We start from the raw sequence: 25,738 nt of genomic DNA, 5'->3' as shown, positions 1-25,738 counted from the left end.
TGTGCGGCGCGGTCGGCGGGGCAGCGGTGTTACCGCACGTCACCCTTCATATCGGCCAAGGAGCCAACACCATGACGACCCCCCGCGAACATCTGATCGACTGGTTGCGCGACGCCCATGCCATGGAAGTGCAGGCGGAGAGGATGCTGGACAATTTGGCCGGCCGGATCGAGGACTATCCCGCCCTGAAGGCACGGCTGGTGCTGCATGTGGAGGAAACGCGCGGTCAGGCGGCCCGCGTCGAGGAATGCCTGCACCAACTGGGGGCCAATACCTCCATGCTGAAGGCCGGCATCGGGGCGGTGACGGGCATGGTCCAGGCCATGTCCGGCATCTTCGCCTCCGATGAGGTGGTGAAGGGCGCCGTGTTCGGCGCCGCCTTCGAATATTTCGAGATCATCAACTACCGTGCCCTGATCCTGGCCGCCGAACAGGTCGGTGAACCGGGCATCGCCGCCGCCCTGGACCAGAATCTGCAACAGGAACAGGCAATGGCCGCCTGGATGGAAGCGAACCTTCCCGCCATCATCAGCCAATATCTGATGACGGATAACAAGCGGTAGAGACGTCCAGGGGGATCAGGGCCGGAACCCCCGCCCGTGCCCTGTTCCCCGTGGTATTTCCTGCAGATAGGGTGGCAGTTGCACCCGGAAGACCGCAGCCAGGATCGTGGCCAGATGCAGGCGGCCCGCCCCCTGGGTATAGAGCGGTGGTGGCTGTTGGTCAGCCGATCATGGCCGGGCGGTCGGCGGGGGTGGGGAACGCGTGGCCGTAGCTCACGGCAGGTTCCCGTCCTCCCGGTCGCGGTCCTTGTCGGCCTTGTCCCGGCGCAGGTCGCGCAGATGGCGGATCATGTCCTCGCGCGCCTGCACGATGTCCTGGGTCCTGGCCCAGGCCTGCGCCGTCAGTTCGACATCGGTCTCCCTCAACGCGGTGACCGTCACGGTGGGGGCGGGGGTGGGCAGGAATAGCCGGTCCTGGGCGATGCGCCCGCGCAGATGGGCGGCCGCGACCTCTGGATCCTGATCGATCGGCACGGCCATTGTCATGCTGATCCGCCGGGTGGGATAGGCGGTCAGGTTGGTAATGGCAGCCGCACCCCAGACCTGACCATTGGGCACCAGGATCTTCACATTGTCGCCCGCCGCAATCTCCGTCATGAAGACGTTGAGATTGACCACCGTGCCGCTTTTGCCCGCCACCTCAATCATGTCGCCGATACGGAAGGGGCGGAAGATCAGCAGCATGACGCCGGCGGCCAGATTAGACAGGGTGCCTTGAAGGGCCAGACCGATGGCCAGGGACACTGTTCCCAGGATCGCCACCAGACTGGTGGCCTGCACGCCCGCCACCTGCAGGATCAGCACGAAGGTGACGGCCAGCGTTCCGTAATAGGCCAGGCTGGCCAGGAAGGCGGTGACCGTCACGTCCAGATGGGGGGCGGCCTCCAATGTCCGCCGGACGGCGGCAGCCGCCAGCTTGGCCACCCAGCGACCCGCCAGCAGAATGATGATCACCGCGATCATGCGCAGCCCGTAGACGATCAGCAGGTTTTCCAACTGCACCAGTCCCGGAATGTCAGCCAGCATCACAAGCCCCTAACCGCCAGTAAGCATATAGGCCAGGAACATGGCCAGGATCGCGAGCACGATACCGATGCCCAGGACATAGCGCATCGGCTTCACCTCCACCGATTGCCGTTCCGGGGGATCTGACACCATGATTGGGCCTTCGGCCTTCATGCGCAGATGCTGTCCGGACACTTCCGATTCCTGCTTGTCGGGATCGCGGCCCGGGTCGAGGGTGGGCGTCATGGCTTCCTCCTCTGAATGCCGTTCACGGCGTCCCTGTCATAACGGGCTGTGTGCTGTTGTGTTCCTTCGGAATTGGGGGGGAGGTGGTGCCATCGGGTGTACCGCGCATGCAAAGTCGCCAATGAAAAAGGAGTGACGTATTCTTTGCGCGTATCAGCCGAACAAATGACGCCGGACGGGGGACGCATGGCAATGAACAGGCGCGGTATCGAACCGCATCTGGCACGGCTGCGCCGTCACGCGCGCGCAATGGCGGGTAACCAGGCTTCGGGGGATTCCTATGTTTCCGCCTTGCTGGATATTGTGCGCGCCGACCCCTTGTTCCTGGAAACCCTGCCTGATCCCGCCGTCGGTCTGTTCAAACTGTACAGCCGGCTGGTCGCCGCCACATCGGGGAAGGCCGGGATTCGGCAGCAGCGTATTCGGCAGGCGCTGCTGCTGATCTCCATGGAGCGTTTCACCCTGGGGGACGCGGCGGAGATCATGGGGATCACACCCGTGGAGGTGGAGGCGCTGGTCGAGGCGGCCGGTCACAGCCTGGCAAGTCTGAGCGGGGCCGAAGTGATGATCATCGAAAGCGAACCACTGATCGCCATGAATATCGAACAGATCGTCAAGGGCCTGGGGCTGCGCGTCAACAGCATGCCGCCAACCCATGCCCGGGCGGTCACGCTGTTGCGCCGGGACAGGCCAGACCTGATCATCGCCGATGGCGGCTGCCATCCGGGGATGGTGGAGGATCTGTACACCAGCTCAAAGCCGCCGGTCGTGTTCATTTCCGCATTTCCGGAGATGCTGTTGACGGGAAGCCGGCCGGAGCCGGTCTTTGTTGCGCGCAAACCGTTCGATCCGCCGGAAATAAAGGCCCTGATCCATCAGGCACTGTTCTTCGCGGCGGGGCATTGAGGCCAGTGCCGATAAATTCCGACCCATCGGAATTTATCGGCTTCGGCGGCATGGGCCGCCGCCGCGCCCGTCGGCGCGGATACCAGGGGGCAAAACTCTTGACCACTGACATCAGACCGGTTGGCGGCTTTTCGGGACCATGCCGGAACATTGATTGGCCCTGTCCGTTTCCTGACCGGATACGGTAGCCGCCGCAAGCCCGTAGGGGCCCGGGGCCATGCCGGTCCCGACATCCAACCCGACAGGAGCGCTACCATGGGCCTGTTCACCCGTGACATCCAGACCCTGGATGACCTGTTCGTGCACACGCTGCGCGACATTTATTATGCCGAGAACCAGATCATGAAGGTCTTGCCCAAGATGATAAGTAAGGCCACTGATCCCGACCTGAAGCAGGGGTTTGAGACCCATCTGCTGGAAACCAACGGCCAGATTGAGCGGCTGGAACAGGTGTTCAAGCTGCATGGCGTGGAGGTCAAGGGCGTGGACTGTCCCGCCATTGACGGCATCATCAAGGAAAGCAACGAGATCGCCGGTGAAATCGCCGACAAGGATGTGCTGGATGCCGCCCTGGCGGCCTCAGCGCAGGCCGTGGAGCATTACGAGATCACCCGATATGGCACGCTGGTCGCCTGGGCCAAGCGCCTGGGTCGCGCCGACTGTGCCGCCCTCCTGCACCAGAACCTGGAGGAGGAGATGGCGACCGACCGTAAGCTGACCATGCTGGCCGAACGGATCGTCAATCCGCGCGCCGCCAGCGTTTGACAAACGGCTGCATTGGCACGGACAGGCAGGTCCCCGCCAATGCAGTTCCGTTGCTGTTCCCCCGCCATGGCTCAAGGGGCGGCCTGACCCGGTCAGGTCCTGTCCATCGCGCCGATCAGTTCATCGATATTCAGGGTGACAAAGCCCGTGATCGTATCGGAGATGCCATAGGGAAGGACCAGCAGCTTCTGATGAAGCAGCGCCCCGCAGGTATAGACGACGTTGGGCACATATCCGGATCGTTCCGACTGTTCGGGACGCAGCAGCGGCTCCGTCAGGCGACCGATGACCCGGCTGGGATCGTCCTTGTGCAGCAGCACGGCCCCGATGGAATAACGCCTTACGGCGCCCACCCCGTGGGTCAGCAGAAGCCAGCCATACTCCGTCTCGATCGGCGGACCGCAATTGCCGATCTGCACGAATTCCCAGGGCTGGGTGGGGCGCAGGATGGGCTGGCCTTCATCCCAGCTATACAGATCGTCGGAATAGATCAGATAGAGATTTTCATTGTCCTGGCGGCCGATCATGGCATAGCGGCCATTGATGCGGCGGGGGAACAGGGCCATGCCCTTGTTGCGCACGGCCACGCCGCGCAACGGATACATACGGAAATTATCGAAATTCCGCGTCTCCATCAATTCGGTGCGGATGGAATGGCCGCTATAGGCGGTATAGGTCGCGTAATAGATGCGATGCCCTCCATCCACGAATTCCACGAAGCGCGCATCCTCGATCCCGTTGGCCTGTGAGCCGGTGACGGGGAAGATCACGCATTCGCTGATATCATCCTCCGCCCGGAAGGCGATCTCCACCTCGTCCCCATCGGGCCCGCTGCGACGGTTCACGATGCGGGGGATGGAGGCCAGTTGTGATCTGGGGTCCATCAGGATGCGGCCATCGGGACAGATCATGCCTGTCATGAAGGTGAGGGAGGAGATGTGCCCCTCACCCACGGCACGCAGCGACAGGATGAAGCGAAGCCCCCCTTCGATCACCCCGCTCTGGTCGGGATGGCGCACGATGGAGGGGTTGAACAGGGCCGAGGCCTCGAACGAATATTCGTGCAGGAAATAGGCCCCGACCAGTTGCCGCTGGGTCTGGGTGAAGGGCTCGTGGCTGTCCAGCGCCTCTTCCATCTCGTCGGCGCGCGCCTCAAAAATCTCCAGCAATTGCCGATGCCGGCCACGGAAATTCTCCAGCACATCGGTCAACTGGCTTGTCGCCGTTTCGGAGTCCAGGGCCAGGACACGGTCGACGATGCGGTTGGCGCGCGACCTGTCATGGGATTTCAGGTCGCGCGGCTCCGTCGCCGGCTTGAACGGGCGCACGACCACGCGCGCCGGGTCTGGCCGCAATTGCTGGGCCAGACGTGTCAGGCTGGGAATACGGGTCACGGGATTTCCTCCTTTCGTGGGGACGGCGGGTCAGGCGCGCATGGCCCGGATCAGGACCGGGTCCGTCCGCGCCGTACTGTTGGCGATACCCAGCACGCGGCGCAGATCGATGAGCGCCTGCAGGTAGGCCAGTACCGATTCCCCGCCCCGGTTCTGGTTCAGCCCGTCGGGACGCAGCCCGTCACGGCAGGCCCCATCCTCGTCGACCATGGGCAGTCCCTGGTCATTGCTGCCTTCGAACCAGGCATAGGCGCGGGCCGCCTCCACCACCCAGAACGATGCCTCTTCCACCCCGTGCGCGGCGACGCAGGCGGCAACCATGGCGGTGGCTTCCAGCGGCTGCTGGTCGAAGATGCGCGGCCGCCGGCGTTTGTCGCCGAAACTTTCCGATCCGACGGGACGGAACACGCCCTCCGGCGATGTCTGCACCCCCGCCAGCCAGCGCAGGGAACGCAGACCCGCATCGACCATGCAGTCGCTGCCGATGGCCTGGCCCGACAGGATCAGCGCCTGGGACAGGCGCGGATTGTCATAGGACAACCCATCCTCGAACCAGCACCAGTCGGGTGTGGCATTGGCCTTGAACAGGGCCAGCAGATGGCTGGCCATGCGATGGCGCAGATCAACCGCGAACCCGTCGCCCGGTTCCACCGCGCAGTAGGCGTCCAGCCCCAGCAAGGTGAAGGCCTGCGCGCGGGTGGCCGGAAACTCGGCGGCCGTGGGCAGGGCCATGCGGAACAGGTCGCGAGCCCATTGCCGGCGGCCGGTATGCGGATCACTGCGCGCGCATTCACCCAGAGCCCAGAGCGTGCGCCCGTGGCTGTCCTGCGACCCGCGCGGTTCCAGCCATTGCCGGCTGAAACCCATAAAATTGCGGAAATGGCGGTTATCCGGGTTCCAGGCATGCTGGATGAAGGCCGCATAGCGCGACACCATCAGGTCCGGCACACGCATGCCGGCATGGTGCGACAGGTTGCAGGCCAGCAGCAGGGCACGGGCATTGTCATCCACACAATAACCGTGTGACCGGTCCGGGATGCAGCCCACAGCATGCTGGTACAGGCCGGTATCGTCGCTCATCTGTTCCAGGTAGGTCAGGTTGGGCTCCGGCAGGTCGCGTACGCGGCGGGGGCGCAGCACCGGGGAGGGCGCGGCCAGGGGCAACCAGCGGCGCACCACGTCGCCAAACAGATCCAGATACCGTTCGGCCACCCGGTTCCAGACCATGTCACGGCTATATTCGAAGGCCCGGCGGCGCATTGTGTCGCGTGCCGCGTCGTCAGTCAGCAGGTCGCCGATGGCCTTGCCCATCGTCCCGGCATCGTTGAACGGAACCAGCACCCCCCGCCCGTCGGCCAGCAATTCGGCCGCATGCCAGTAGGGGGTCGAGACGACGGCGCGGCCCAGGCCGAAACTTTGCGCCAGGGTGCCCGACGTCATCTGCGCCTCGTTCAGGTAGGGCGTGACATAGACGTCCGACATGGCGATATGGTCCAGCAGGGTGGACCGGTCCACGAAATGGTTGGCGAAGACCACGGCATGTTCCACGCCCAGGCGCCGTGCCCGCTCGGCCAATTGTTCGCGATAATCCTCCCCCTCCCGGCGCAGCAAGTGGGGATGGGTGGCGCCCAGGATGACGTACACCGCATCCGGCTTGCGCTCCAGAATGGCTGGCAGGGCGTCGATCACCGTCTCCAGCCCCTTGTTGGGCGACAGAAGACCGAAGGTCAGGATCACCGACCGGTCCTGAAAACCCAGCTTCTGCTTGAAATCGTCGGATTCCTGAAAATCCCCCTCCCGGTAGATGCCATGCGGGATGACGGCGATTTTTTCCATGGGGGCGCCATAGACCTGCCGCAGCAATTGCCGGCCCTTTTCCGCCATGACCACGATGCGGGATGAGGCCTCGATCACGGCGGACAGCACGCTTTTCTGCACCTCGTTCGGTTCCGCCAGCACGGTGTGCAGCGTGGTGACTACCGGAATGCGCAGCCGTTTCAGCAGCCAGAGCAGATGGCTGCCGGCCTCACCGCCGAAAATCCCGAACTCGTGCTGGATGCAGACCAGGTCGAATTCGCCGCCATTCAGCGTTTCCGCCGCATGGATATAGTCGTCCACCACACCTTCCCTGATCTCCAACTGGACAATGTCGGGATAGTCGTAGGTCTGACCATTGTCGGTAAGCGCGCCGATTTCGGCGATCAGCCGGGGGTCGGTCTGGCTGATGGCGGCGTGGAGATCCGTCGTGAAGGTGGCGATTCCGCAGCGGCGTGGAAGCGCGGTACCGATCAGGGCAATGCGGCGCAGCATCATCATGGTCATCCCTTGAAGAGTTTCCTATGGAAACACCTCGGGGGGCCATTGGTTCCCGATCCTTCTACACGCCGTTGATGATAGGCCCTTCGGCTTGTGCGCTGCGGTGGATATTGGCTTCGATGGTACGGCGGCGACTGCCGCCGCGCGGCCCATGCCGCGTAGCCAAGGGCGCGGATGCGCCCGCCGGCGATTTGAGGTGCACGAAATCTTGACCATCGGTCATGATTTCGTGCCGCTGGTATCAGTTGAGCCGGCGACCGTCGGCGATGTCGAACAGGCTGGCGGCCGGAGCGTCCAGGCGCAGGGCGACCGTCTGTCCGGCGGCAAGCGCGATGCCGGATGCGACGCGGGCCGTCACCTCCCGTCCCGCCAGCCGCACCAGCACATAGGTGTCCGGTCCGGTGGGTTCCGTCATCAAGACCTGGCCCTGGCAGGTGCCCTCATCCCCCGGCATGGCCAGCGACAGATGTTCGGGACGCAGGCCCAGGACCAGGGGCTGTCCCACATGCAGGCCGGTCGCCCCCCGCAGGCCGGGCAATGGCAGGATGGTATCGTCCAGCCGCAGGGCCGGCCGGTCGTCCCACAAGGCCAGTTCCCCCTCCAGGAAATTCATGGTCGGCGCGCCTACGAAACCAGCCACGAAACGATTGGCGGGGCGCGCATAGACCGTCTCCGGCCGGTCGCATTGCTGCACGCGGCCCTTGTCCATCACCACGATGCGGCTGGCCAGGGTCATCGCCTCCACCTGATCGTGCGTGACGTAAAGGGTGGTGCGGCGCGCGCGTTCATGCAGCCGTTTCAGTTCCACCCGCATGTCGGCGCGCAGCTTTGCGTCCAGGTTGCTGAGCGGTTCATCCAGCAGAAAGACCTGCGGCTCGCGCACCAGGGCCCGGCCGATGGCTACGCGCTGCTGCTGTCCGCCGGAAAGCTCTGCCGGCCGGCGGTCCAGCAGATGTTCGATCTGCAGCAGCTTCGCCACCGCCGCCACCTTCGCGTCGATCGCGGCCGCGTCCAGGCCGCGCATCTTCAGCGCGAAGCCGATATTGCGGCGAACCGACATGGTGGGATAGAGCGCGTAGGACTGGAACACCATCGCGATGTCGCGCGCATCGGGTTCCAGCGCCGTCACATCCCGGTCGCCGAAATGGATGCGGCCGGCGGAGGGCTGTTCCAGCCCGGCCACGATGTTCAACAAGGTGGACTTGCCGCAGCCGGACGGGCCCAGCAGCACCAGGAATTCCCCCGGTTCGATGTCAAGGTCGATCCGGTCCAGGACGGGCGTGGCGCCGAAACTCTTGGCGATGCCTTGCAGGCGCACAGGTTGCATTCTTTTATCCCTTGACGGCCCCGGCCGCGATCCCGCGCACGAACAGCCGTCCGGACAGGAGATAGACCAGGATGGTGGGCAGGGCCGCGATCATGGTCGCCGCCATGTTGACGTTATATTCCTGTGGCCCCAACTGTGACCCGGCCAGGATGTTGAGCGCCACCGTCACCGGCTGCCGACCCGGCCCCGCGAAGGTCAGGCCCAGGATGAAATCGTTCCAGATATAGGTGAATTGCAGTACCAGGGCGACGGCGCAGACCGGCAGCGACAAAGGCAGCATCACATGCCAGAAGGTGGCCAGGAAGCCCGCCCCGTCGACGCGCGCCGCCTTCAGCAGGTCGCGCGGCACGGACAGGAAAAAGTTGCGGAACAGCAGGGTGACGAAGGCCAGACCCCAGACGGTGTGCGCGAAGACCAGCCCGCCCAACGTGCCGAACAGGCCCAGTTCACGGACCAGCACGATCATCGGATACAATGTCACCTGTGGCGGGATGAACAGGCCGATCAGCAGGGCCGCGAACAGGATGTCCATCCACCGGGCGGCCCGCAGGCTGAGCGCATAGCCCGTCAGGGCGCCCAGCGCCAGGGAGCAGAACAGGGCCGGCAGCACAATGGCGAAGGAATTGCCAAACCAGACCGACAGGCCCCGGCAATCACCGGAGATGCAGGCCCCGCCCCAGGCTTTGGCCCAGGCATCCAGCGTCGGTTCCCGTGGCAGCGCGAACAGGCTGCCGCCATTGATCTCCGCCAGCGGTTTCAGCGAGGTGGACAGCATCACCAGCAGGGGGAACAGCACGGCCAGCGCCGCCACCGACAGCATCAGGTAAAGCGGGAAACGCCGCATGGCTCAGCCCCCCTTCTTCTGCCGGATTTCGGCATAGAGATAGGGGCCGACCACGGCGGCGATGGTGGCCAGCATCATGCAGGCGCCGGCCGCGCCCAGCCCCAGTTCCTGCCGGTTCAGGATATGCTCCATCACGAAGCGCGCCGGCAGGTCCGACGCGAAGCCGGGACCGCCGCCCGTCAGCGCCACCACCAGATCGAAGGATTTCACCACCAGCGAGAACAGCAGGATGGCGGCCGTGAAGAAGACGGGCCGCAGCATGGGCGTAATGATGGAGGCATAGACCCGCCAGGTGGGGATGCCATCCACCTTCGCCGCCTTCCAGATATTGGGATCGACACCGCGCAGCCCGGCCAGGAACAGGGCCATGCACAGGCCCGATTGCTGCCAGATGCCGGCCAGGACGACGGTGTAGATGGAGCGGTCGGCCCGGACCAGCCAGTTGAAGGCAAAATCCTCCCACCCCAGGCCACGCACCGCCTGCTGGATGCCCAGGCCGGGATTGAGCATCCATTGCCAGATGATGCCCGTCACGACGAAGGACATGGACAGGGGCAGCATGAAGATGGTGCGATAGGCCCCCTCCGCCCGGACCCCCCGGTCGATCAGGATGGCCAGCAGATATCCCAATGACAGGCAGCCCGTGATGAACAGGGTGCCGTAGATCGCCATGTTGCGCAGCGCCGTCCACCAGCGGGCGCTGGCGAACAGCCTTTCATACTGGGCCAGCCCGACAAAATCCCAACTGGGCAGCAATTGTGAACCGGTCAGGGAGATGGCGAAGGTCCAGGCGATGAACAGGTAGAAGCAGATGAAGGTGATCATGCCTGCCGGCAGCAGCGCGATGGCCGGCGCCCGTAATGATGATTTCACCCCGTCCTCCCTTCTTGGTCCTTGCCGGCCGGATTACCGGAACGCCAGGATGGATTTGCGCAGCAATTCCTGCCCCTGTTCCGGGGTCAGGCGCGGATCGTTCCAGAAATGCGAGATGGCGTCGTCCACGGCGCCCGACAGCCCGCCGGACATGCCGAACAGTCCCGTGGAGGGCAGGTGGGTGGCCGGGTCGCGGATCAGGGCCATGGCCTGGCGCGCGCAGGCATCAAACCCGTCATCCGGCACATCGGTGCGGACGGGGATGGAACCCTTGGCCTGGTTCAGGCGTGCCTGCACATCCTTGTCCATCAGCACCGACACGAACCGCCGCTGCGCCTCGCCCGTGGCCTCGTCGCGCGGCGCGGTGAAGGCAAAGGCGTCCACCACCATGATGTAGGCCGGGTCCGGCGCGGGCGCCAGCGCACAGCCGATCTCCCGCCCCGGTTCCAGACCCGCCGCGCGCATATCCCCCTTGGCCCAATCCCCCATGAACTGGAACACGGCGTCGCCGCGCATCAGCATGGCGGTCGCCTGGTTCCAGCGGCGGCCGGGGCTGCCTTCATCCACGAAGGCACGCAGGCTGGCAAAGGTGCGGAAGGCGTCCAGAAGTGTGGGGGAGTCCAGCGCTGCCGGGTCCAGGCTTGTATAAAGGCGGCGATAGAAATCACGTCCGCCCACCCCCAGCAGCACGGCGTTGAACAGCAGGCGTTCCTGCCAGGGCTGACCGCCCATGGCGATGGGGGTCTTGCCCATCGCCTTCAACCGGGCGGCGGTTTCCAGGAATTCCGGCCAACTGCCCGGCACGGGCAGCCCCGCCGCTTCCAGAACGGCGCGGTTGTAGAACATCCAGTTTTCCCCATGGATGTTCAGCGGCGCCGCCATGTAGCGGCCCTGATACCGGGCCGACCGGGACAGAAGCGGGGGAAGCATCGCATCCCAGCCTTCATCCGCGCCCGGCACGGGAACGATCAAGCCGTGCGCCGACAACTCGGTCAATTGCGCGCCCAGTGAGAACAGGAAGACCGGCGGCGGGTTGCCGCCCAGAATGCGGTTGACGGCGGCGGCGCGGGCGGCCGAACCACCGGGCACGGTGGCGTCCCGCCACACGCCCCCCTGGTCGGCGAAGGCCCGGCGCACCACGGCCAGCGATGCGGATTCGCCGCCCGATGTCAGCCAGTGCATCACCTCCAGCTCCTGCGCGCTTGCGGCGGTGCCCCCCAGGCCCGCCCAGGACAGAAGCGAGATCGCAACGGCAGCGCAGCATGACCGGAGCCTGTATGTCATTGCGGCGCACAATCCAAAACGTTTCGGATATGGACGATTATGGGCAGGAAACGGGCTTTGTCAAACAAGGATCAGAGGCTTTATGGCTGGACACGCATTTTTCGAAACGTTACGATTTTAAGGATGGCGGTTCCGCCGGGTTGTTCGAACAGGCAGGCTATGACGGCGATGATGCGTTTCCCCGAAGGATTCCGGTGGGGTGTTTCCACCTCCAGCTATCAGATCGAGGGCGGGGCGCCCGATGACGGGCGCGGACCCAGCATCTGGGACACCTATTGCGCCACGCCGGGCCGGGTGGCCAATGGCGACACGGGCACCGTCGCCTGCGACCATTACCATCGCTGGTCCGAAGACCTGGATCTGGTGCGCGACCTGGGGGCGCGGCACTATCGTTTCTCGATCATGTGGGGCCGTGTGCTGCCCGAGGGGGTGGGGGCGGTCAATGCCAAGGGTCTGGATTTCTATGACCGGCTGGTCGATGGCATGCTGGAACGCGGGCTGGAACCGTGGCCCTGCCTTTATCACTGGGATTTGCCGCAGGCGCTGCAGGACAAGGGCGGCTGGGTCAACCGCGACAGTGCCGGCTGGTTCGCGGATTACACGGCGCTGATGGTTGACCGGCTGGGCGATCGTGCCCGCGCCTGGGTGACCTTCAATGAACCGTCGGTCTGTGCCTGGGTCGGGAACGAGGAGGGGCGCCACGCCCCCGGCCTGACCGATCCGCGCGCCGCCGTGCGCGTGGCCCACCACCTGAACCTTTCCCATGGTCGCGCTGTGCGGGTGATCCGTGACCGGGCGCCCGGCGTGCCCGTCGGCTTTGTGCTGCCCGTGCATACCGGCCGGCCGTTGCCGCAATTCGCCGACCGCGACCGGCATCTGGTGCGCCTGTTCGAGGATAAATGGAATGGCGTGTTCCTGGGGCCGGTGCATCTGGGACGCTATCCCGACAGTGTGCTGGACAGGTTCAGCCCCCATATCGGGGCGGACGACATGGCGGAGATCCGGCAGAAGGTGGATTTCCAGGGGGTGAACCATTATTTCCCCACCTATCTCGCCCCCGTGGAAGGGGCCGCGTGGCCTTTCCGCATTGTGGAGCCGCCGAAATATCTGCGCCGGACGGAGATGAACTGGGGCATCGACGGCCATGCCTTCTATGAGGCCTTGATCGGGCTGCGCCGCGATTACGGCAACCCGCCGGTCTATGTGACGGAGAACGGGGCCGCGTTCCTGGATATTCCCGGCGCCGATGGCCGCATCGACGATCAGGACCGCATCGCCTATTACCGCGACTATCTGGCTGGCATGCACCGGGCCATCGCGGAAGGCGCCGATATAAGGGGATACATGCCCTGGTCGCTGCTGGACAATTTCGAATGGGCCCATGGGTATAACAAGCGGTTCGGGCTGGTCCATGTCGATTACGCCACCTTGACGCGGACGCCGAAGGCCTCTTTCGACTTCATGCGGCGGGTGATGCGCGATAATGAGGTGCCGATGACGGGCGATTGCCCCTAATCTGCGGCGGAGCAGCCAAGAGCCGACCACCATGCCCCCGCGTCAACGCACCAACCTGAAAACCCTTGCCGAACATCTGGACCTGTCCATCACGACCGTGTCGCGGGCGCTGAAGGACGGGCCGGAGGTCAAGCCGGAGACGGTGGCGCGGGTCAAGGCGGCGGCCCAGGCGATGGGTTATCTTCCCGATGCCGGCGGCATCTATCTGCGCACCGGGCGAACCATGAAGATCTGTTCGGTCTTCTTCGCCCCGGCGGTGGCCGATTACGGTGATGCCGGTTTCCTGGCCCAGGTGGAAGGCGTGTCCCGCACGCTGGAGAATGATCATTACAACCTGATCGTCCTGGCGCAAACGGCCAGCCAGTCGCCCCTGGACGCGGTCCGCCGCGTGTTCCAGCAGCGGCTGGCCGATGGCGTGATCTTTTCCCGGACCATGCCCCTGGATGAACGGGCCCGCTTCTGCCTGGAACATAAGTTTCCCTTCGTCTGCTTCGGCCGCACCGAACTGCACAGCCCCCACGCCTTTGTTGATCATGATGATGAGGGGGGTGTTTACGACGCCGTGCTGCGGCTGGCGGCAGAGGGGCACCGGCGCATCGCGCTGTTCAATCCGGCCGGCGGCCTGACCTATGCCGGCTTGCGCCTGCGGGGATATCAGCGGGCATTGGCCGATCTGGGCCTGCCCTGGGACCGGTCCTTGCTGGTCACCGCCGACCTGTCGGCCTGGGCCAGCCAGGAGGCGGTGCGCGACCTGCTGGTCCGTGACAGCAAGGTCACCGCGATCCTGTGCGCCAACCAATTGTCGATGTTTGGCGCCATGGAGGCGGCCCTGGACCATGGCATGGACCCGGCGCGCGACGGGCTGCGCATTGTCGGCTTTGGCGGCATGCCCCTGCGCATGCCGTTCGAACAGGGCGTCACCTATTATTATCAGCCGCAGCGGCGCGATGGTGAGGAACTGGCCCGCCATGTCCTGGCTTTGCTGTCCGGCACACCGGCGGAGCAGTTGCAAACCGTACTGCCCTATCAGCGGGTCGACGACCTGTCGCAATTCCGCCGTGACCTGCGCGCCCGGGCGGTTGCCGCCACCCCTTGAAGCGCAAGAAACGGCGTCACGCGGCGGCGGGTCTTCCCAGAAGATAACCTTGCATCAGATCGACATTGGCCGTTCGGACCCAGTCCCGTTCCGCATCCGTTTCGATGCCTTCGGCCACGATACGGGCGCCGGTATCGCCGGCGATGCCGACCAGATGCCGGACGATGCTCTGCTTGTAATGGTCCTGTTCGATGCCACGGATCAACGCCATGTCGATCTTGACGTAATCGGGCCGCAGTTCCTGCAGCATGTTCAGGCCCGAGAAGCCGGCGCCGATATCGTCCAGCGCCACGCGGAAGCCCGATTGACGATAGAATGCCAGTATGCCCCGCAGATGCGCCTGATCCTTCACCTCGGTCGTTTCGGTCACTTCAAAAACAATGTCCGACGGGTTCAACCCCATCTCGCGGACATAGGTCTGGGTGGTGCGCAGACAGTAGGCCGGATCATAGATGCTGGAGGGGTTAAAATTCACGAACAGCTTCGCCCCGGAAGGGCGGCGTTTGGCAAAGGCCTTGATCGCCTCCCGTCTGGCGGCCAAATCCAGGGTGAACATGAGCTGGGTTTCGGAGGCGACCGACAGCAAGGAACCCGCCGACACCAGATCGCCATTCTCCTCCCGTCCCCGCAACAGGGCCTCATACCCGAAGACGCTGCCATCGGGCCGGCAGATCGGCTGCAGCATGGAGAAGAGGCGGTCCTTTTCCAGCATGGTGACCAGCCACTGCCCCTTTACCGCCGCGATCACCCAGCGCAGCGTGCGCGTCGATAAATAGTCGGAAAGGGTGGGTTCCCTTTCACCATCCAGCAGCAGCGCGCGGCAATGGTCCGTTTCCTCCACTGAAAGGGCGCCGTTGGCTTCCGTCAGGAATGAATCCATGTCCGCCCGCAACAACCGGATGTCCAGACAGGTCGGATCATCGACAGCCACCAGGGTCAAACGCCGGCGTTTGGCAATCTCCATCAGCTTCTGGCGGGTGTGAGCGGTCGGCGGCGCCAGCAGAAGCCGGTTTGCCGGATGGACCAGGGCCTTGATCCTCTCACATTCGGGGCAATGCATACGTTTTCTCCTTCATCGGGAGCAAACTTGATCCCGATGAAGGAAAATCAAGCCCGGCATCTCCGGGTCTCGTCTTTGCCAGGGCCATGCCGGCCACATTACCCCTTGGCCGACAGTTCGGGAAAATCCTCCTCCCAATATTCGAAATCATGGCGCTGGGACAGGTCCCGGGCCTGTTCCTGACGACGCAGTTCGACACGGCGGATCTTGCCGGAGATGGTCTTGGGCAGGTCGGATATCTCCAGCCGCCGCACGCGCTTGTAGGGGGGAAGGGCCTTGCGCACATGGCTGAAGATGCTGGCCGCCACCTCCCGCGTGGGCGCGAAGCCGGGGGCCAGGATGATGAAGGCCTTGGGCACGGCCAGACGCAGCGGGTCGGGACTGGGGACCACGGCGGCCTCCGCCACGGCCGGATGCTCGATCAGGGCGCTTTCCAGTTCGAACGGGCTGATCCGGTAGTCGCTGGCCTTGAACACGTCATCGGCACGGCCGACATAGGTCAGATAGCCGTCGGTATCGCGGCTGGCCACATCGCCCGTGCGGTAATAGGGACCGGCCGCCTCCGGCGCCGGGCTGCCCTCATACCCCGCCATCAGGCCGGCCGGGCGCCCCAGGGGAGATGAGGACAGGCGCAGGGCCATTTCGCCCTCGTCCGCCTCCTTCCCGTCCGGGTCCAGCAGCACAAGGTCATAGCCGGGCAGGGGACGCCCCATGGAGCCGGGGCGCACGGGCTGGCCCGGTGCGTTGCCCACCTGGGCCGTGGTTTCCGTCTGGCCGAACCCGTCGCGGATGGTCAGGCCCCAGGCGGCCTGAACCCGCGCGATCACCTCCGGGTTCAGCGGCTCTCCGGCCCCGCACAGTTCGCGCAGCTTCACCGGCCAGCGCGCCAGATCCTCCTGCATCAGCAGGCGCCAGACGGTGGGCGGGGCGCAGAGGCTGGTGACGCCATGGGCGACCAGCGCGTCCAGCACGGGCCGCGCCTGGAACCGTTCGAAGGCATAGACAAAGACGGTCGCTTCCGCGTTCCAGGGGGCGAAGATGTTGGACCAGGCATGCTTGGCCCAGCCGGGGCTGGAAATGTTCCAATGCACGTCGCCGGGTTGCAGGCCCAGCCAGTACATGGTGGAAAGATGCCCCACCGGATAGGAGCGGTGGGTATGGCGCACCAGCTTGGGCTTGGCCGTCGTGCCGGAGGTGAAATAGAGCAGCAGCGTGTCGTCCGGCCCCGTCGGCCCATCGGGCGTGAAGGCGGGGGACACGGAGGCGGCATCGGCATAGTCGGTCCAGCCGGCGGGGGCGGGGCCGCCCACGCTGATCCGCAGGAAGCGGCCCGGCTGGGCGTCGAACCGCGCGGTCAGAGCCGTGGTGGCGATCACGCCGCGCACCTGCCCGCGGTCCAGCCGGTCGGTCAGGTCGGCCCCGTCCAGCAGGGTGGTGGCCGGGATGATGACCACGCCCAGCTTCATGGCGGCCAGGGTGATTTCCCACAGCGGCACGATGTTGGGCAGCATCAGCAGCAGCCGGTCGCCCCGGCCCAGCCCCTGGGCGTGCAGCCAGTTGGCCACCTGCGCCGACCGCCGGGACAGGTCGCCCCAGGTGGCACGGGTGACGGTCCCGTCCTCCTGCGCGATGATCAGGGCCGGGCGGTCGGGGATACGGGCCGCCACCCGGTCGAAATGATCCAGCGCCCAGTTGAAGGGGCCGGGGGCCGGCCACTGGAAACGGTCACGTGCCTGCATCTGGTCACGGCGCAGGTCCAGCAGCAGGTCGCGGGCGGCCAGGAAGGAGTGGGCGGCGTCGTGGATCATCATGGTTTCCTTCTTGGGAAATCTATGCGGTTCGCGGCGGGGTCAGGCCCAGTTCGGCCACCATCACCTCCCGCATCGCGAATTTCTGGATCTTGCCGGTCACGGTCATGGGGAATTCCGTGACGAAGCGGATATAGCGGGGCACCTTGAAATGCGCGATCTGACCCTGGCAGAAGGCGCGGATATCGTCCTCCGTCAGGGTCTTGCCGTCGCGGGGGCGTATCCAGGCGCACAGGGCCTCCCCATATTTGGGATCGGGCACGCCAAAGACCTGGACATCCTGGATCGCGGGGTGACGGTAGAGGAATTCCTCCACCTCGCGCGGGTAGATATTCTCCCCGCCCCGGATGACCATGTCCTTCACCCGGCCCACGATGTTGCACCAGCCATCTTCGTCGATGACGGCCAGATCGCCGGTATGCATCCAGCCATCCGCGTCCACCGCCTCCGCCGTCTTGTCCGGATCGGCCCAGTAGCCCTGCATGACCGAATAGCCGCGCGTCAGCAATTCGCCCGTGGCCCCGCGCGGCACGGTGTTGCCATCCGTATCGGCCAGACGCACCTGCAGGTGCGGATGCACGCGGCCGACGCTGCCCACCCGCTTGTCCAGCGGCGCATCGATGGGCGTCTGGAAACTGAGGGGGCTGGTTTCCGTCATGCCATAGGCGATGGTGACCTCGCGCATGTTCATGCGGTCCAGCACCTTTTCCATTACGGTCACGGGGCAGGGGGCGCCCCCCATGATGCCGGTGCGCAGGGTGGACAGGTCGAACCGGTCGAATTCCGGATGGTCCAGCATGGCGATGAACATGGTGGGCACGCCATACATGGCCGTGCAGCGTTCGTCCGCCGCCACGCGCAGGGTGGTCAGCGGGTCGAAGCCTTCACCGGGATGGACAAGGCAGGCGCCGTGGGTCACGGCCGCCAGATTGCCCAGCACCATGCCGAAGCAATGGTACAGCGGCACGGGCGCACAGATCCGGTCATCCGGCCCCAGCGCCATGCCCAGGCCCGCGAAATAGCCATTGTTCAGGATGTTGCGGTGGGTCAGCGTCGCGCCCTTGGGCTGGCCCGTGGTGCCGCTGGTGAACTGGATATTGATGGCATCGTCGGGGGACAGGCGGGCCGCCACGGCGGCCAGCGCCGCCGGATCGGCCCCTTCTGTCAATGAAGCGAAGGGGATGGTGCCCGGCACCGCGCCATCCCCCAGCAGGATGACATGGCGCAGGGCCGGCAGCCGGGCCGCCCGCAAGGGCACACCGTCGGCCATTTCCGGGGCCAGCGACCGCAGCAGCCCGACATAGTCGCTGCCCTTGAAGCCGGGGGCCAGGACCAGCGCCCGGCACCCGACCTTGTTCAACGCATAGTCCAGTTCGGCGGCCTGATAGGCGGGGTTGATGGTGACCAGCACCAGACCCGCCCGGGCCGTCGCGAACTGGGTCAGCGTCCATTCCGCCCGGTTGGGGGACCAGATGCCGACCCGGTCGCCCGGTTCCAGCCCCAGGGCCAGCAGCCCCGCCGCCAGCCGGTCGGCCCGTTCCGCCAGGCCGGCCCAGGTCCAGCGCACACCCTGGCCGGGCACGACCAGCGCGTCGCGCCCGCCCCAGGTCCGGGCGGCGTTTTCCAGGGCCTGGCCGATGGTCCAGGGCAACAGGGGCGGGTCGGTGGGACCGACAACCAGGGCGGGTTCCGGAACCGTCATCGGTGCGTCCTCCCTTACCAGTCCAGCGGCTTAGGCAGGTGACCGGCGGCCCCGCCGGCCACGGCCAGATCATACATGGCGCGGGCATCCACGATGCCGGCGATGGAACCATCATCATTGTAGCCGCACAGCGGGCCATGGGCGATGGCGAACATCACCATGCCATCCTTGTCCGTGTCGGGTTCATGGCGGATGCCACCGCTTTCAAAGACATAGTGGCCGGGGCGGCCGCGATCATCCTTGCCATAGCCGAAGCCGCCTTCCAGCAGCCAGCCTTCAACCGACCCCAGATGGCCATGGACGGGCGCCCAATTGTCGGGTTCCACCTTCAGCAGCATGCTGAACCCGCCATTCATCGGGTTGACGTTCAGCAGTTTGAAAAAGGTGCCCGGCATGACCCAGGGCAGCCAGGGCAGGCTACCGGGATCGAAAAAGGCGGGCCGGTGCTGCGTGGTCGCGGTCACCGTACCGGCATCGGACCGTTTCAGCAGATGCGTGCTCATCGGACAACTCCGTCTGTCGCAGGGATGATGCGACAAGGATAACGGGGTGTCCGGCAGCCCGGCATAGGGGGAAACACCCATATTGCCGGGTGGATGACAGTCGAGCATGGGTAATTCCCGCTATACAGGCCGCTTCCAGCCTGCCGCATCATTTCCTCCAACATCAACAATAATGTATGCCATCTAGGGAGGTCCAAGTGATCCCGGTTCCCAATTCTTTTGCGTTGCAATATAGCCGGCCCTCCGCCCGCAGGGCGCGGTTCCTGGCCCTGGCTGGTACGGCCTTGCTGGCCCTGGGGCCGGTGGCTTCGCAGGCGCAAAACGCACCGGCGGCAGAGGATGACAGCCTGCGCCTGGAAGAGATCGTGGTGACGGCGCAGCGGCGGGCGGAAAAGCTGCAGGAAGCGCCGGTATCGGTCACCGCCTTCACGGCGAGTGCCCTGGCCGACCAGGCGGTCACCAATCTGGTGGGCATCGCGCGTTTCACACCCAATGTGGAGATCAGCAGTGGCCGCGCCGATGGCGGCGGCAGTTCGCTGAACGCCTATATCCGGGGTGTCGGGCAGCAGGATTTCCTGTTCCCCACCGATCCCGGCGTCGGGCTTTACGTCGATGACGTCTATCTGGCCCGCACCATCGGCGGGGCGCTGGACCTGTCGGATGTGGAGCGGCTGGAAGTGCTGCGCGGGCCGCAGGGCACGCTGTACGGCAAGAATACGGTCGGCGGCGCCATCAAGATCGTCACCAAGCCCGTCGTGGTCGATGGCGATTTCGAAGGATCGGTGGAGGGCATCACCGGTTCCTACCAGCGATCCGACGTGAAGGCCTATGTCAGCGGCCCCATCGTGCCGGGCGTGCTGGGCTTCAAGCTGTCGGGTGCTGCCGTTCACCGCAATGGCTGGGGCAAGAACCTGACCAATGGCGAACGCCTGTCGGACGAGGGCAAGCAATTGGCGCGTGGCGCCATCCGCTGGCTGCCGTCGGAGAAGATCGACATCACCATCCAGGGCGATTACCAGCGGCAGAAACAGAAGGGGCCGGCGGGGTCGCTGGTCAACCGCTACCCGTCCGACACGGCCCCGTCGCTGGGACTTCCGCCCGACGTTGTGGCGGCCCTGGGGTTCGAGCCGACGGCCTTCCAGCTTTTCGCCGCCATGGCCGGCGCGCCTACTATTTCGGGCCTGCCCGCCGGCCTGCCGCCGCTGGCCGTCGATCCGACCCCATCGGACAAGCTGTTCCGTTTCGATGATCTGTATAACAGCGTCATCGTCCCCTACTGGAACCAGAAGCTGGGCCTGCCGGCGGGAACGAAGTTCGACGGCCGCTGGGTGACGGGCAAGCCGGGCGTGTCCAACAGCCTGGACCCGGCGGAAGACCGGAACGAGGTCTGGGGCGTGTCCAGCACGGTGGATTGGGAGCTGGGGGAGAACCTGACCCTGAAATCCATCACCGCCTATCGCGAGATCGACGCCTATTTCCCGCGTGACGCCGACAAGTCGCCCTATCCCGTGGCGGCCACGGGCAACCATGTGACGCAGGACCAGTTCAGCCAGGAACTGCAACTGTCCGGCGACGCCATGGATGGTCGGCTGCGCTGGGTCACCGGCGGCTATTACCTGCGCGAGAACGCCTTCGACGACAATGCGGTGGAGCTTTTCAGCGGGCTTTATGAAGTGCTCAGCCCCGTCCTGCCCGACATGTATGCCGTCGGCCCCTGCAGCGCCGGTGCGGCGCCGGACTGCACCACCAACGCCTTCAGCTTCGATTATTTCCCCAAGAACAAGATCAAGGTCGATACCTGGGCCGTCTTCAGCCAGATCAATTATGACTTGACGCCGGACCTGAATCTGACCCTGGGCGGACGCTACAGCGAGGACAAGAAGCTCTATACCCAGGACAACATGCTGCAACTGGTCAAGGACCCGAAATTCGGGCCGGGCACGCCGGGCTATACGGGCAGCGTGGAACCGTTCGAGGAGAACGGTCTGGCCCGCTATGTCGGCCCGCGTGAGTTGAAGGATAGCTGGGGCTCCTTCACGCCCAAGGTGGGGCTGGACTGGAAGCTGACATCGGACAACATGGTCTATGCGTCCTGGTCCAAGGGCTTCAAGGGCGGCGGCTGGTCACCGCGCCCGACACAACAGAACAATACCGACCTCGCCTATGATCCGGAGGTTCTCTACACCTACGAACTGGGGTCGAAGAACACGCTGGCCGATGGCAGCATCATCCTGAACCTTGCCGGCTTCTACAGCGACTACAAGGACATGCAGGTCACGACCGTCGGGTCCAGCGGCGGCGGTGCCTTGCTGCTGCTGACCCGCAATATCGGCGACAGCGTGCTGTGGGGCTTTGAAGGGGAGGTGACGGCGCGGCTGGCCAAGGGCTTCGACGTGAACCTGGCCGGCGGCTATCTCCATTCCAAATGGGACAAGTTCAACCGGTCGGCCTGCGCACAGGCCATCTATGACGCCACCAAGGGCCGGTTCTGCGATACCGACCTGTCGCTGGACGACAAGCTGGTGGACGCGCCGGAATGGACCTTCACGGTGGGCGCACAGAAAAGCTGGTTCGTGGACGGGGTAGGCCTGCTGGCCCTGCGCGGCGACGCCTCCTACCGCTCCAAGACCTGGAAGGACCCGTACAATCTGGGTGGCGGCGCCAACTGGCAGGGCACGCCGGATATCCGCAACGCCCTGACACCGGCGCAGGTGGCGGAAGGCTACAAGGTGACCATGCGGCAACTGGCCCAGGATGCCTATTGGCTGGCCAATGTCCGCCTGTCCTGGCGCGATCCGGACGAGAACTGGGAAGTGGCTGCCGCCGTCACCAACCTGTTCGACAAGACCTATGTCACCAACCTGCTGGCCGCCGCCACCTTCGGCATCGACGAAGCCTATTACGGCCGTCCGCGCGAATGGATGCTGAGCGTCAAGTACAGCTTCTGAGCCTTTGTCCGGGGTTGCCCTCACCCTCCCATTGGCTGGCGCCAATGGGCCCCTCCCTCTCCCACCTTCGTGGGCGAGGGGTGGAACATCGACTTCACCCCTCTCCCGCTTGCGGGAGAGGGAGGGGCCCGCCGCGAAGCGGTGGGAGGGTGAGGGAAAACCCACCACTCAATCCCATTTCATGAGAGCCACCATGCCCCTGTTGAATTTCGGTCAGCCGACCGATGGTGTCATCCAGATCGCCTTCACCTGCGACGATATCCATCGCGCCATGGCCGATTACACCAAGCGGCTGAATATCGGCCCCTGGTTCCTGATCGAACATTTCCCGCTGGCCGATTTCACCTATCGTGGCAAGCCCTGCGATGCCGATCTGACCATTGCGCTGGGCGCCTCGGGCCACATGATCTTCGAACTGATCCAGCAGAATAATGACGCGCCCAGCGTCTATAACGAGCGGCCGAACGGTTTCCACCACTTCGCCCTGTCCTGCCCGGACTTCGACGCCTCGGTCCAGTTCTACAAGGATCTGGGCTATGAGCAGGCGCTTTATGGCGTGGCGGGGGTGGGCGCGCGGGCGGCCTATATGGATACGACCCGCACCCTGGGCGGCATGATCGAGCTGATCGAGATGGTGCCGACGGTGGAAAAGCTGTTCACCACCATCCAGCTTGCCAGTGTCGGCTGGCAGGGCGAAGACCCTGTGCGCACCTTCGGTTGAGGCGGGGAGGCGGGCATGGCCGATTGCATCTCCCCCCGCCTGTTGCTGCGGCTGGTGGAAACGCGGCTGGACGAGCCGGACCTGTCGCCCGCCATGGTGGCGGCGGCGGCCGGCATTTCCGTGCGGCATCTACACCGGCTGTTCGCGGGCATGGGGCTGCGTTTTGCCGACCATGTCCGCGCCTGCCGCCTGGAACGCTGCCGTGCCGCGCTGGGCGATCCCGTCCAGGGCGGGCGCAGCGTCACCGATATCGCCTTCTCCTGGGGCTTCAACGACGCCGCGCATTTCAGCCGCTGCTTTCGCGCCGCCTATGGCACCAGCCCCCGCGCCTGGCGGGCGGGGGCGCTGGCGGCGTGACTATCGGGCGGGGCCGGTCACCGACCCCGCTCTTGCGGCATCAGAACCGGGCCTTCACCTCCACGCCCACGGTGCGCGGCGGGGCCTTGGTGGTGAAGTTGAAGACGGTGGTGTTGGGCACGACCAGCACCACACCGTCGACATTGTAGCGCTTGTCGAACAGGTTGCGGGCATAGAGCGTGGCGCCCCAGGTTTCGTTCTCCACCCCCAGCCGGACATTGACCAGATCGATGGCCGGCCGTTCCGTGCCCGGCGTGTTCAGCGTGTCGAAGAACATCGGCCCCGTGCGGTTATATTCCACACGCGCCGACATGTCGTAATCGGCGAAGACCGGCACCGTATACTGGCCGCCCAGGATCACGTCATACTTGGCCGTGAAGGGGAAGCGGTTGCCCACGGTCTGCGGCAGTTCAGCATTCTCCTTGATCTCGCTGTTCAGATAGCCATAGCCGAAGAACAGGTCCAGCCCGTCCGCCACACGCGCCTGCCCATCCACCTCGAAGCCCTTGATCTGGTTGCGGTCGACAATGGAGATCACGCGGGAGAGCGAGAAGGGGAAGAACTGGAAGAACTGCGCATTCTCGACCTTGGTGCTGAAGGCCGCGACATTCAGGGTCAGGCGGCCGTCCAGCAGCCGGCTTTTTACGCCCGCCTCATAGGAAGTGGAGCTTTCCTTGCCGAACTGGTCCTGCACGGTGGTATTGGTGACGCCGTCGACATTGATGATGTTGAAACGGCTGCCCAGCGGGTTGAAGCCGCCCGACCGGAACCCCTCGCCATAGGTGGCGTAGAGCGACACATCCTCCGTCGCCTTCCAGCGCAGGGAGACGCGCGGCTGTGCGGCGCTGAAATTATCCGAGCGTACCAGACCCGTGACGTTGGGAAGCGGGGAATAGGCGGCTGGCGTCAGGTTCTTGGACTTGCGATCTTCCTTGTCGTAGCGCATGGCCGTGGAGATTTCGAGGTCGGGCGTGATGTCATAGGCCAACTGCCCGAACACGGCCCAGGCCTCGTTGGCATTGTCGGTCCAGGTGACGGCCACGATCGGGTTGGCGGGACCGCCCAGCGGCTCGGACACGATCACGCCCTGGCCCAGATCATTGCCACGGTTCAGCACGACCTCGCGGTTGAACTTGATGTAATAGGCGCCGGCGATATAGCGCAGCCGGTTCTCCCCCGGTGAGGTGAAGCGCAGTTCGAAGGACGTGTCGTCCTGGTTGCGCTCCTGATACTGGGTCCCGTCGCGCAGGGTGGGGCCATAGCCCTCGATCAGGGCCGGATTGGTGAAGAAATCGGACGGCGCCGGCCCGCCGGGGAAGGGCACGCCAAACAGGGCCAGATCGACCGCGCCCTCGCCGCCCATATTCTCCTTCAGGTCATGATAGGCGGCGGTGAAGGTCAGGGTGCCGGCCTCGCCGTTCCAATCCACCTTGCCCGACAGATCGACACGTTCCTGATTGTTGAAGCTGCGCACATTGCCGGCATAGGGGATGGACGTGTCCTTGATGTTCACGCCATTGACGAAACCGGGCGTGCCCGCCGTCTGGTTGTTGAAGTTGAAGGCAAAACCATCAATCTTGCCATAGCCGGCGGACAGGTCGACCTCGATATCCTCCGTCGCCTTATAGACCAGACGGCCGCGCACCAGGCTTTCGGTGAAGGGGTCTTCCTTCTCCTTCAGGGTGACATTGTCGTAAAAGCCCTTGCGGTCCTTGTGGACGGCGGTGATGCGGGCGAACAGCTTGTTCTCCACCAGCGGTCCGCCGACATAGCCGCCGACCTTGTATTCATCGCCCCGGAATTCATAGCCCGCCTGCACCTGTCCCTCCGGTGTGTCGCCGGGCTTCTTGGTGCTGACCAGGATGGCGCCGCCGATGGCGTTGCGGCCATAGATCGATCCCAGCGGGCCCTTGATCACCTCGATCTGCTCGATATCCACCATTTCCTGGTTGAAGGCGTTGGGATTGGGCACCAGCACGCCATCCAGCACATAGGCAAAGGGCGGCTCTGCATCGCGCGGCTGGATCACGCCACGGATATGCACCTGGCTCTCGCCGACATTGGTGGTCTGCAGGAAGCTGACATTGGGGGTCAGGGCCAGAAAGTCGGCGGGGCCGGAAATGCCTGCCTTTTCAATGGTCTCTGACGTGAAGGCGGCCACGGCGACCGGGGTTTCGCGCACCGTCTCGCTGCGCTGGCGCGCGATGACCACGATCTCTTCGACCATGTTGGCATTGGCGGTGCCGGCCGGGGAGGCATTTTGCGCCTGAGCCGGCATATTGAATACAATCATTGACGCACAGATGGCAGTGCCGGCCAGCAGGGGGCCTGAGGAAATACCGTTGCGCATGGTCACCTGTCTCCGCTGTTCCATGGATTTTATTGATTTTCCGGGGCTGGTCCGGCTGTTCGCCGCACCGCACGCCTCAGGAAAAACTTATAGGAGAATCTGCTTTCGGCAAGCGTGGATGCATGACATTGTATACTTTAACGACGGAATGTGAC

Annotated in this window: 21 protein-coding genes; 8 read left to right on the top strand and 13 right to left on the bottom strand. The window is 64.8% G+C overall.

Going from position 1 to position 25,738, the window contains the following annotated elements; translation table 11 throughout:
• Nucleotides 1–71: 71 nt before the first annotated feature.
• Nucleotides 72–563 carry a ferritin-like domain-containing protein gene (locus KBA48_RS03515; RefSeq protein ID WP_292903608.1) on the top strand — a complete coding sequence of 164 codons (492 nt, stop codon included), beginning with the start codon at nt 72–74 and terminating at the stop codon, nt 561–563.
• Nucleotides 564–776: 213 nt separating this feature from the next.
• Here KBA48_RS03515 and KBA48_RS03510 read toward each other — a convergent pair whose 3' ends face one another.
• The gene (locus KBA48_RS03510; protein WP_292903607.1) at nt 777–1,589 is read right to left on the bottom strand and encodes a mechanosensitive ion channel domain-containing protein; all 813 of its coding nucleotides are present in this window, start codon (nt 1,587–1,589) and stop codon (nt 777–779) included.
• Nucleotides 1,590–1,598: 9 nt separating this feature from the next.
• Nucleotides 1,599–1,814: a hypothetical protein gene (locus KBA48_RS03505; RefSeq protein WP_292903606.1), complete on the bottom strand. Its 216-nt coding sequence runs from the start codon at nt 1,812–1,814 to the stop codon at nt 1,599–1,601.
• 186 nt (nt 1,815–2,000) lie between these two features.
• Here KBA48_RS03505 and KBA48_RS03500 point away from each other — a divergent pair, with 186 nt between their 5' ends.
• Together KBA48_RS03500 and KBA48_RS03495 are read left to right on the top strand one after the other, a co-directional pair.
• On the top strand, nt 2,001–2,720 hold the full coding sequence (locus tag KBA48_RS03500) for a response regulator (protein ID WP_292903605.1): 720 nt from the start codon (nt 2,001–2,003) through the stop codon (nt 2,718–2,720).
• A gap of 255 nt (nt 2,721–2,975) precedes the next feature.
• Nucleotides 2,976–3,485: a ferritin-like domain-containing protein gene (locus KBA48_RS03495; RefSeq protein ID WP_292903604.1), complete on the top strand. Its 510-nt coding sequence runs from the start codon at nt 2,976–2,978 to the stop codon at nt 3,483–3,485.
• 92 nt (nt 3,486–3,577) lie between these two features.
• On the opposite strand, the gene KBA48_RS03490 is transcribed toward KBA48_RS03495, so the two are convergent.
• The 6 genes from KBA48_RS03490 to KBA48_RS03465 form a co-directional block, all read right to left on the bottom strand.
• Nucleotides 3,578–4,879, bottom strand: a complete 1,302-nt coding sequence (locus tag KBA48_RS03490) for a glycoside hydrolase family 130 protein (RefSeq protein WP_292903603.1) — start codon at nt 4,877–4,879, stop codon at nt 3,578–3,580.
• 30 nt (nt 4,880–4,909) lie between these two features.
• Nucleotides 4,910–7,201 carry a glycosyltransferase family 4 protein gene (locus KBA48_RS03485; protein WP_292903602.1) on the bottom strand — a complete coding sequence of 764 codons (2,292 nt, stop codon included), beginning with the start codon at nt 7,199–7,201 and terminating at the stop codon, nt 4,910–4,912.
• A gap of 235 nt (nt 7,202–7,436) precedes the next feature.
• Nucleotides 7,437–8,522 (bottom strand): ABC transporter ATP-binding protein, encoded by a 1,086-nt coding sequence (locus tag KBA48_RS03480; protein WP_292903601.1) that lies wholly within the window; start codon nt 8,520–8,522, stop codon nt 7,437–7,439.
• 4 nt (nt 8,523–8,526) lie between these two features.
• Entirely contained in the window at nt 8,527–9,366 is an 840-nt protein-coding gene (locus KBA48_RS03475) for a carbohydrate ABC transporter permease (protein ID WP_292903600.1), read from the bottom strand.
• Nucleotides 9,367–9,369: 3 nt separating this feature from the next.
• Nucleotides 9,370–10,239 (bottom strand): carbohydrate ABC transporter permease, encoded by an 870-nt coding sequence (locus tag KBA48_RS03470; protein WP_292903599.1) that lies wholly within the window; start codon nt 10,237–10,239, stop codon nt 9,370–9,372.
• 33 nt (nt 10,240–10,272) lie between these two features.
• Nucleotides 10,273–11,421 (bottom strand): ABC transporter substrate-binding protein, encoded by a 1,149-nt coding sequence (locus KBA48_RS03465; protein WP_292903598.1) that lies wholly within the window; start codon nt 11,419–11,421, stop codon nt 10,273–10,275.
• A 270-nt stretch (nt 11,422–11,691) separates the two neighbouring features.
• Between KBA48_RS03465 and KBA48_RS03460 the strand changes: the two genes are divergently transcribed.
• Both KBA48_RS03460 and KBA48_RS03455 read left to right on the top strand, forming a co-directional pair.
• A complete protein-coding gene (locus KBA48_RS03460; RefSeq protein ID WP_292903597.1) occupies nt 11,692–13,038 on the top strand; it encodes a GH1 family beta-glucosidase in 1,347 nt (448 codons plus the stop codon).
• A gap of 31 nt (nt 13,039–13,069) precedes the next feature.
• Nucleotides 13,070–14,134: a LacI family DNA-binding transcriptional regulator gene (locus KBA48_RS03455; protein WP_292903596.1), complete on the top strand. Its 1,065-nt coding sequence runs from the start codon at nt 13,070–13,072 to the stop codon at nt 14,132–14,134.
• 16 nt (nt 14,135–14,150) lie between these two features.
• Here KBA48_RS03455 and KBA48_RS03450 read toward each other — a convergent pair whose 3' ends face one another.
• The 4 genes from KBA48_RS03450 to KBA48_RS03435 form a co-directional block, all read right to left on the bottom strand.
• The gene (locus KBA48_RS03450; RefSeq protein ID WP_292903595.1) at nt 14,151–15,194 is read right to left on the bottom strand and encodes an EAL domain-containing protein; all 1,044 of its coding nucleotides are present in this window, start codon (nt 15,192–15,194) and stop codon (nt 14,151–14,153) included.
• Between the two features lie 98 nt (nt 15,195–15,292).
• Complete coding sequence (locus tag KBA48_RS03445; protein ID WP_292903594.1) at nt 15,293–17,005, bottom strand: AMP-binding protein; 1,713 nt, start codon at nt 17,003–17,005, stop codon at nt 15,293–15,295.
• Nucleotides 17,006–17,024: 19 nt separating this feature from the next.
• Nucleotides 17,025–18,704 carry an AMP-binding protein gene (locus KBA48_RS03440; protein ID WP_292903593.1) on the bottom strand — a complete coding sequence of 560 codons (1,680 nt, stop codon included), beginning with the start codon at nt 18,702–18,704 and terminating at the stop codon, nt 17,025–17,027.
• A 14-nt stretch (nt 18,705–18,718) separates the two neighbouring features.
• A complete protein-coding gene (locus KBA48_RS03435) occupies nt 18,719–19,207 on the bottom strand; it encodes a 2,4'-dihydroxyacetophenone dioxygenase family protein (RefSeq protein ID WP_292903592.1) in 489 nt (162 codons plus the stop codon).
• Between the two features lie 197 nt (nt 19,208–19,404).
• Here KBA48_RS03435 and KBA48_RS03430 point away from each other — a divergent pair, with 197 nt between their 5' ends.
• The 3 genes from KBA48_RS03430 (at nt 19,405) to KBA48_RS03420 (ending at nt 23,233) form a co-directional block, all read left to right on the top strand.
• Nucleotides 19,405–22,155 (top strand): TonB-dependent receptor, encoded by a 2,751-nt coding sequence (locus KBA48_RS03430; RefSeq protein ID WP_292903591.1) that lies wholly within the window; start codon nt 19,405–19,407, stop codon nt 22,153–22,155.
• A 193-nt stretch (nt 22,156–22,348) separates the two neighbouring features.
• Nucleotides 22,349–22,876, top strand: a complete 528-nt coding sequence (locus KBA48_RS03425; protein ID WP_292903590.1) for a VOC family protein — start codon at nt 22,349–22,351, stop codon at nt 22,874–22,876.
• 15 nt (nt 22,877–22,891) lie between these two features.
• Nucleotides 22,892–23,233 (top strand): helix-turn-helix domain-containing protein, encoded by a 342-nt coding sequence (locus KBA48_RS03420; RefSeq protein WP_292903589.1) that lies wholly within the window; start codon nt 22,892–22,894, stop codon nt 23,231–23,233.
• A gap of 40 nt (nt 23,234–23,273) precedes the next feature.
• On the opposite strand, the gene KBA48_RS03415 is transcribed toward KBA48_RS03420, so the two are convergent.
• Nucleotides 23,274–25,583: a TonB-dependent receptor gene (locus tag KBA48_RS03415; protein ID WP_292903588.1), complete on the bottom strand. Its 2,310-nt coding sequence runs from the start codon at nt 25,581–25,583 to the stop codon at nt 23,274–23,276.
• Between the last annotated feature and the right edge of the window lie 155 nt (nt 25,584–25,738).

This window comes from Niveispirillum sp., from assembly GCF_017996735.1.
Taxonomy (GTDB): domain Bacteria; phylum Pseudomonadota; class Alphaproteobacteria; order Azospirillales; family Azospirillaceae; genus Niveispirillum.
Note: the sequence above shows the minus strand (reverse complement) of the source record. Positions and strands in the feature narration are given on the sequence as shown.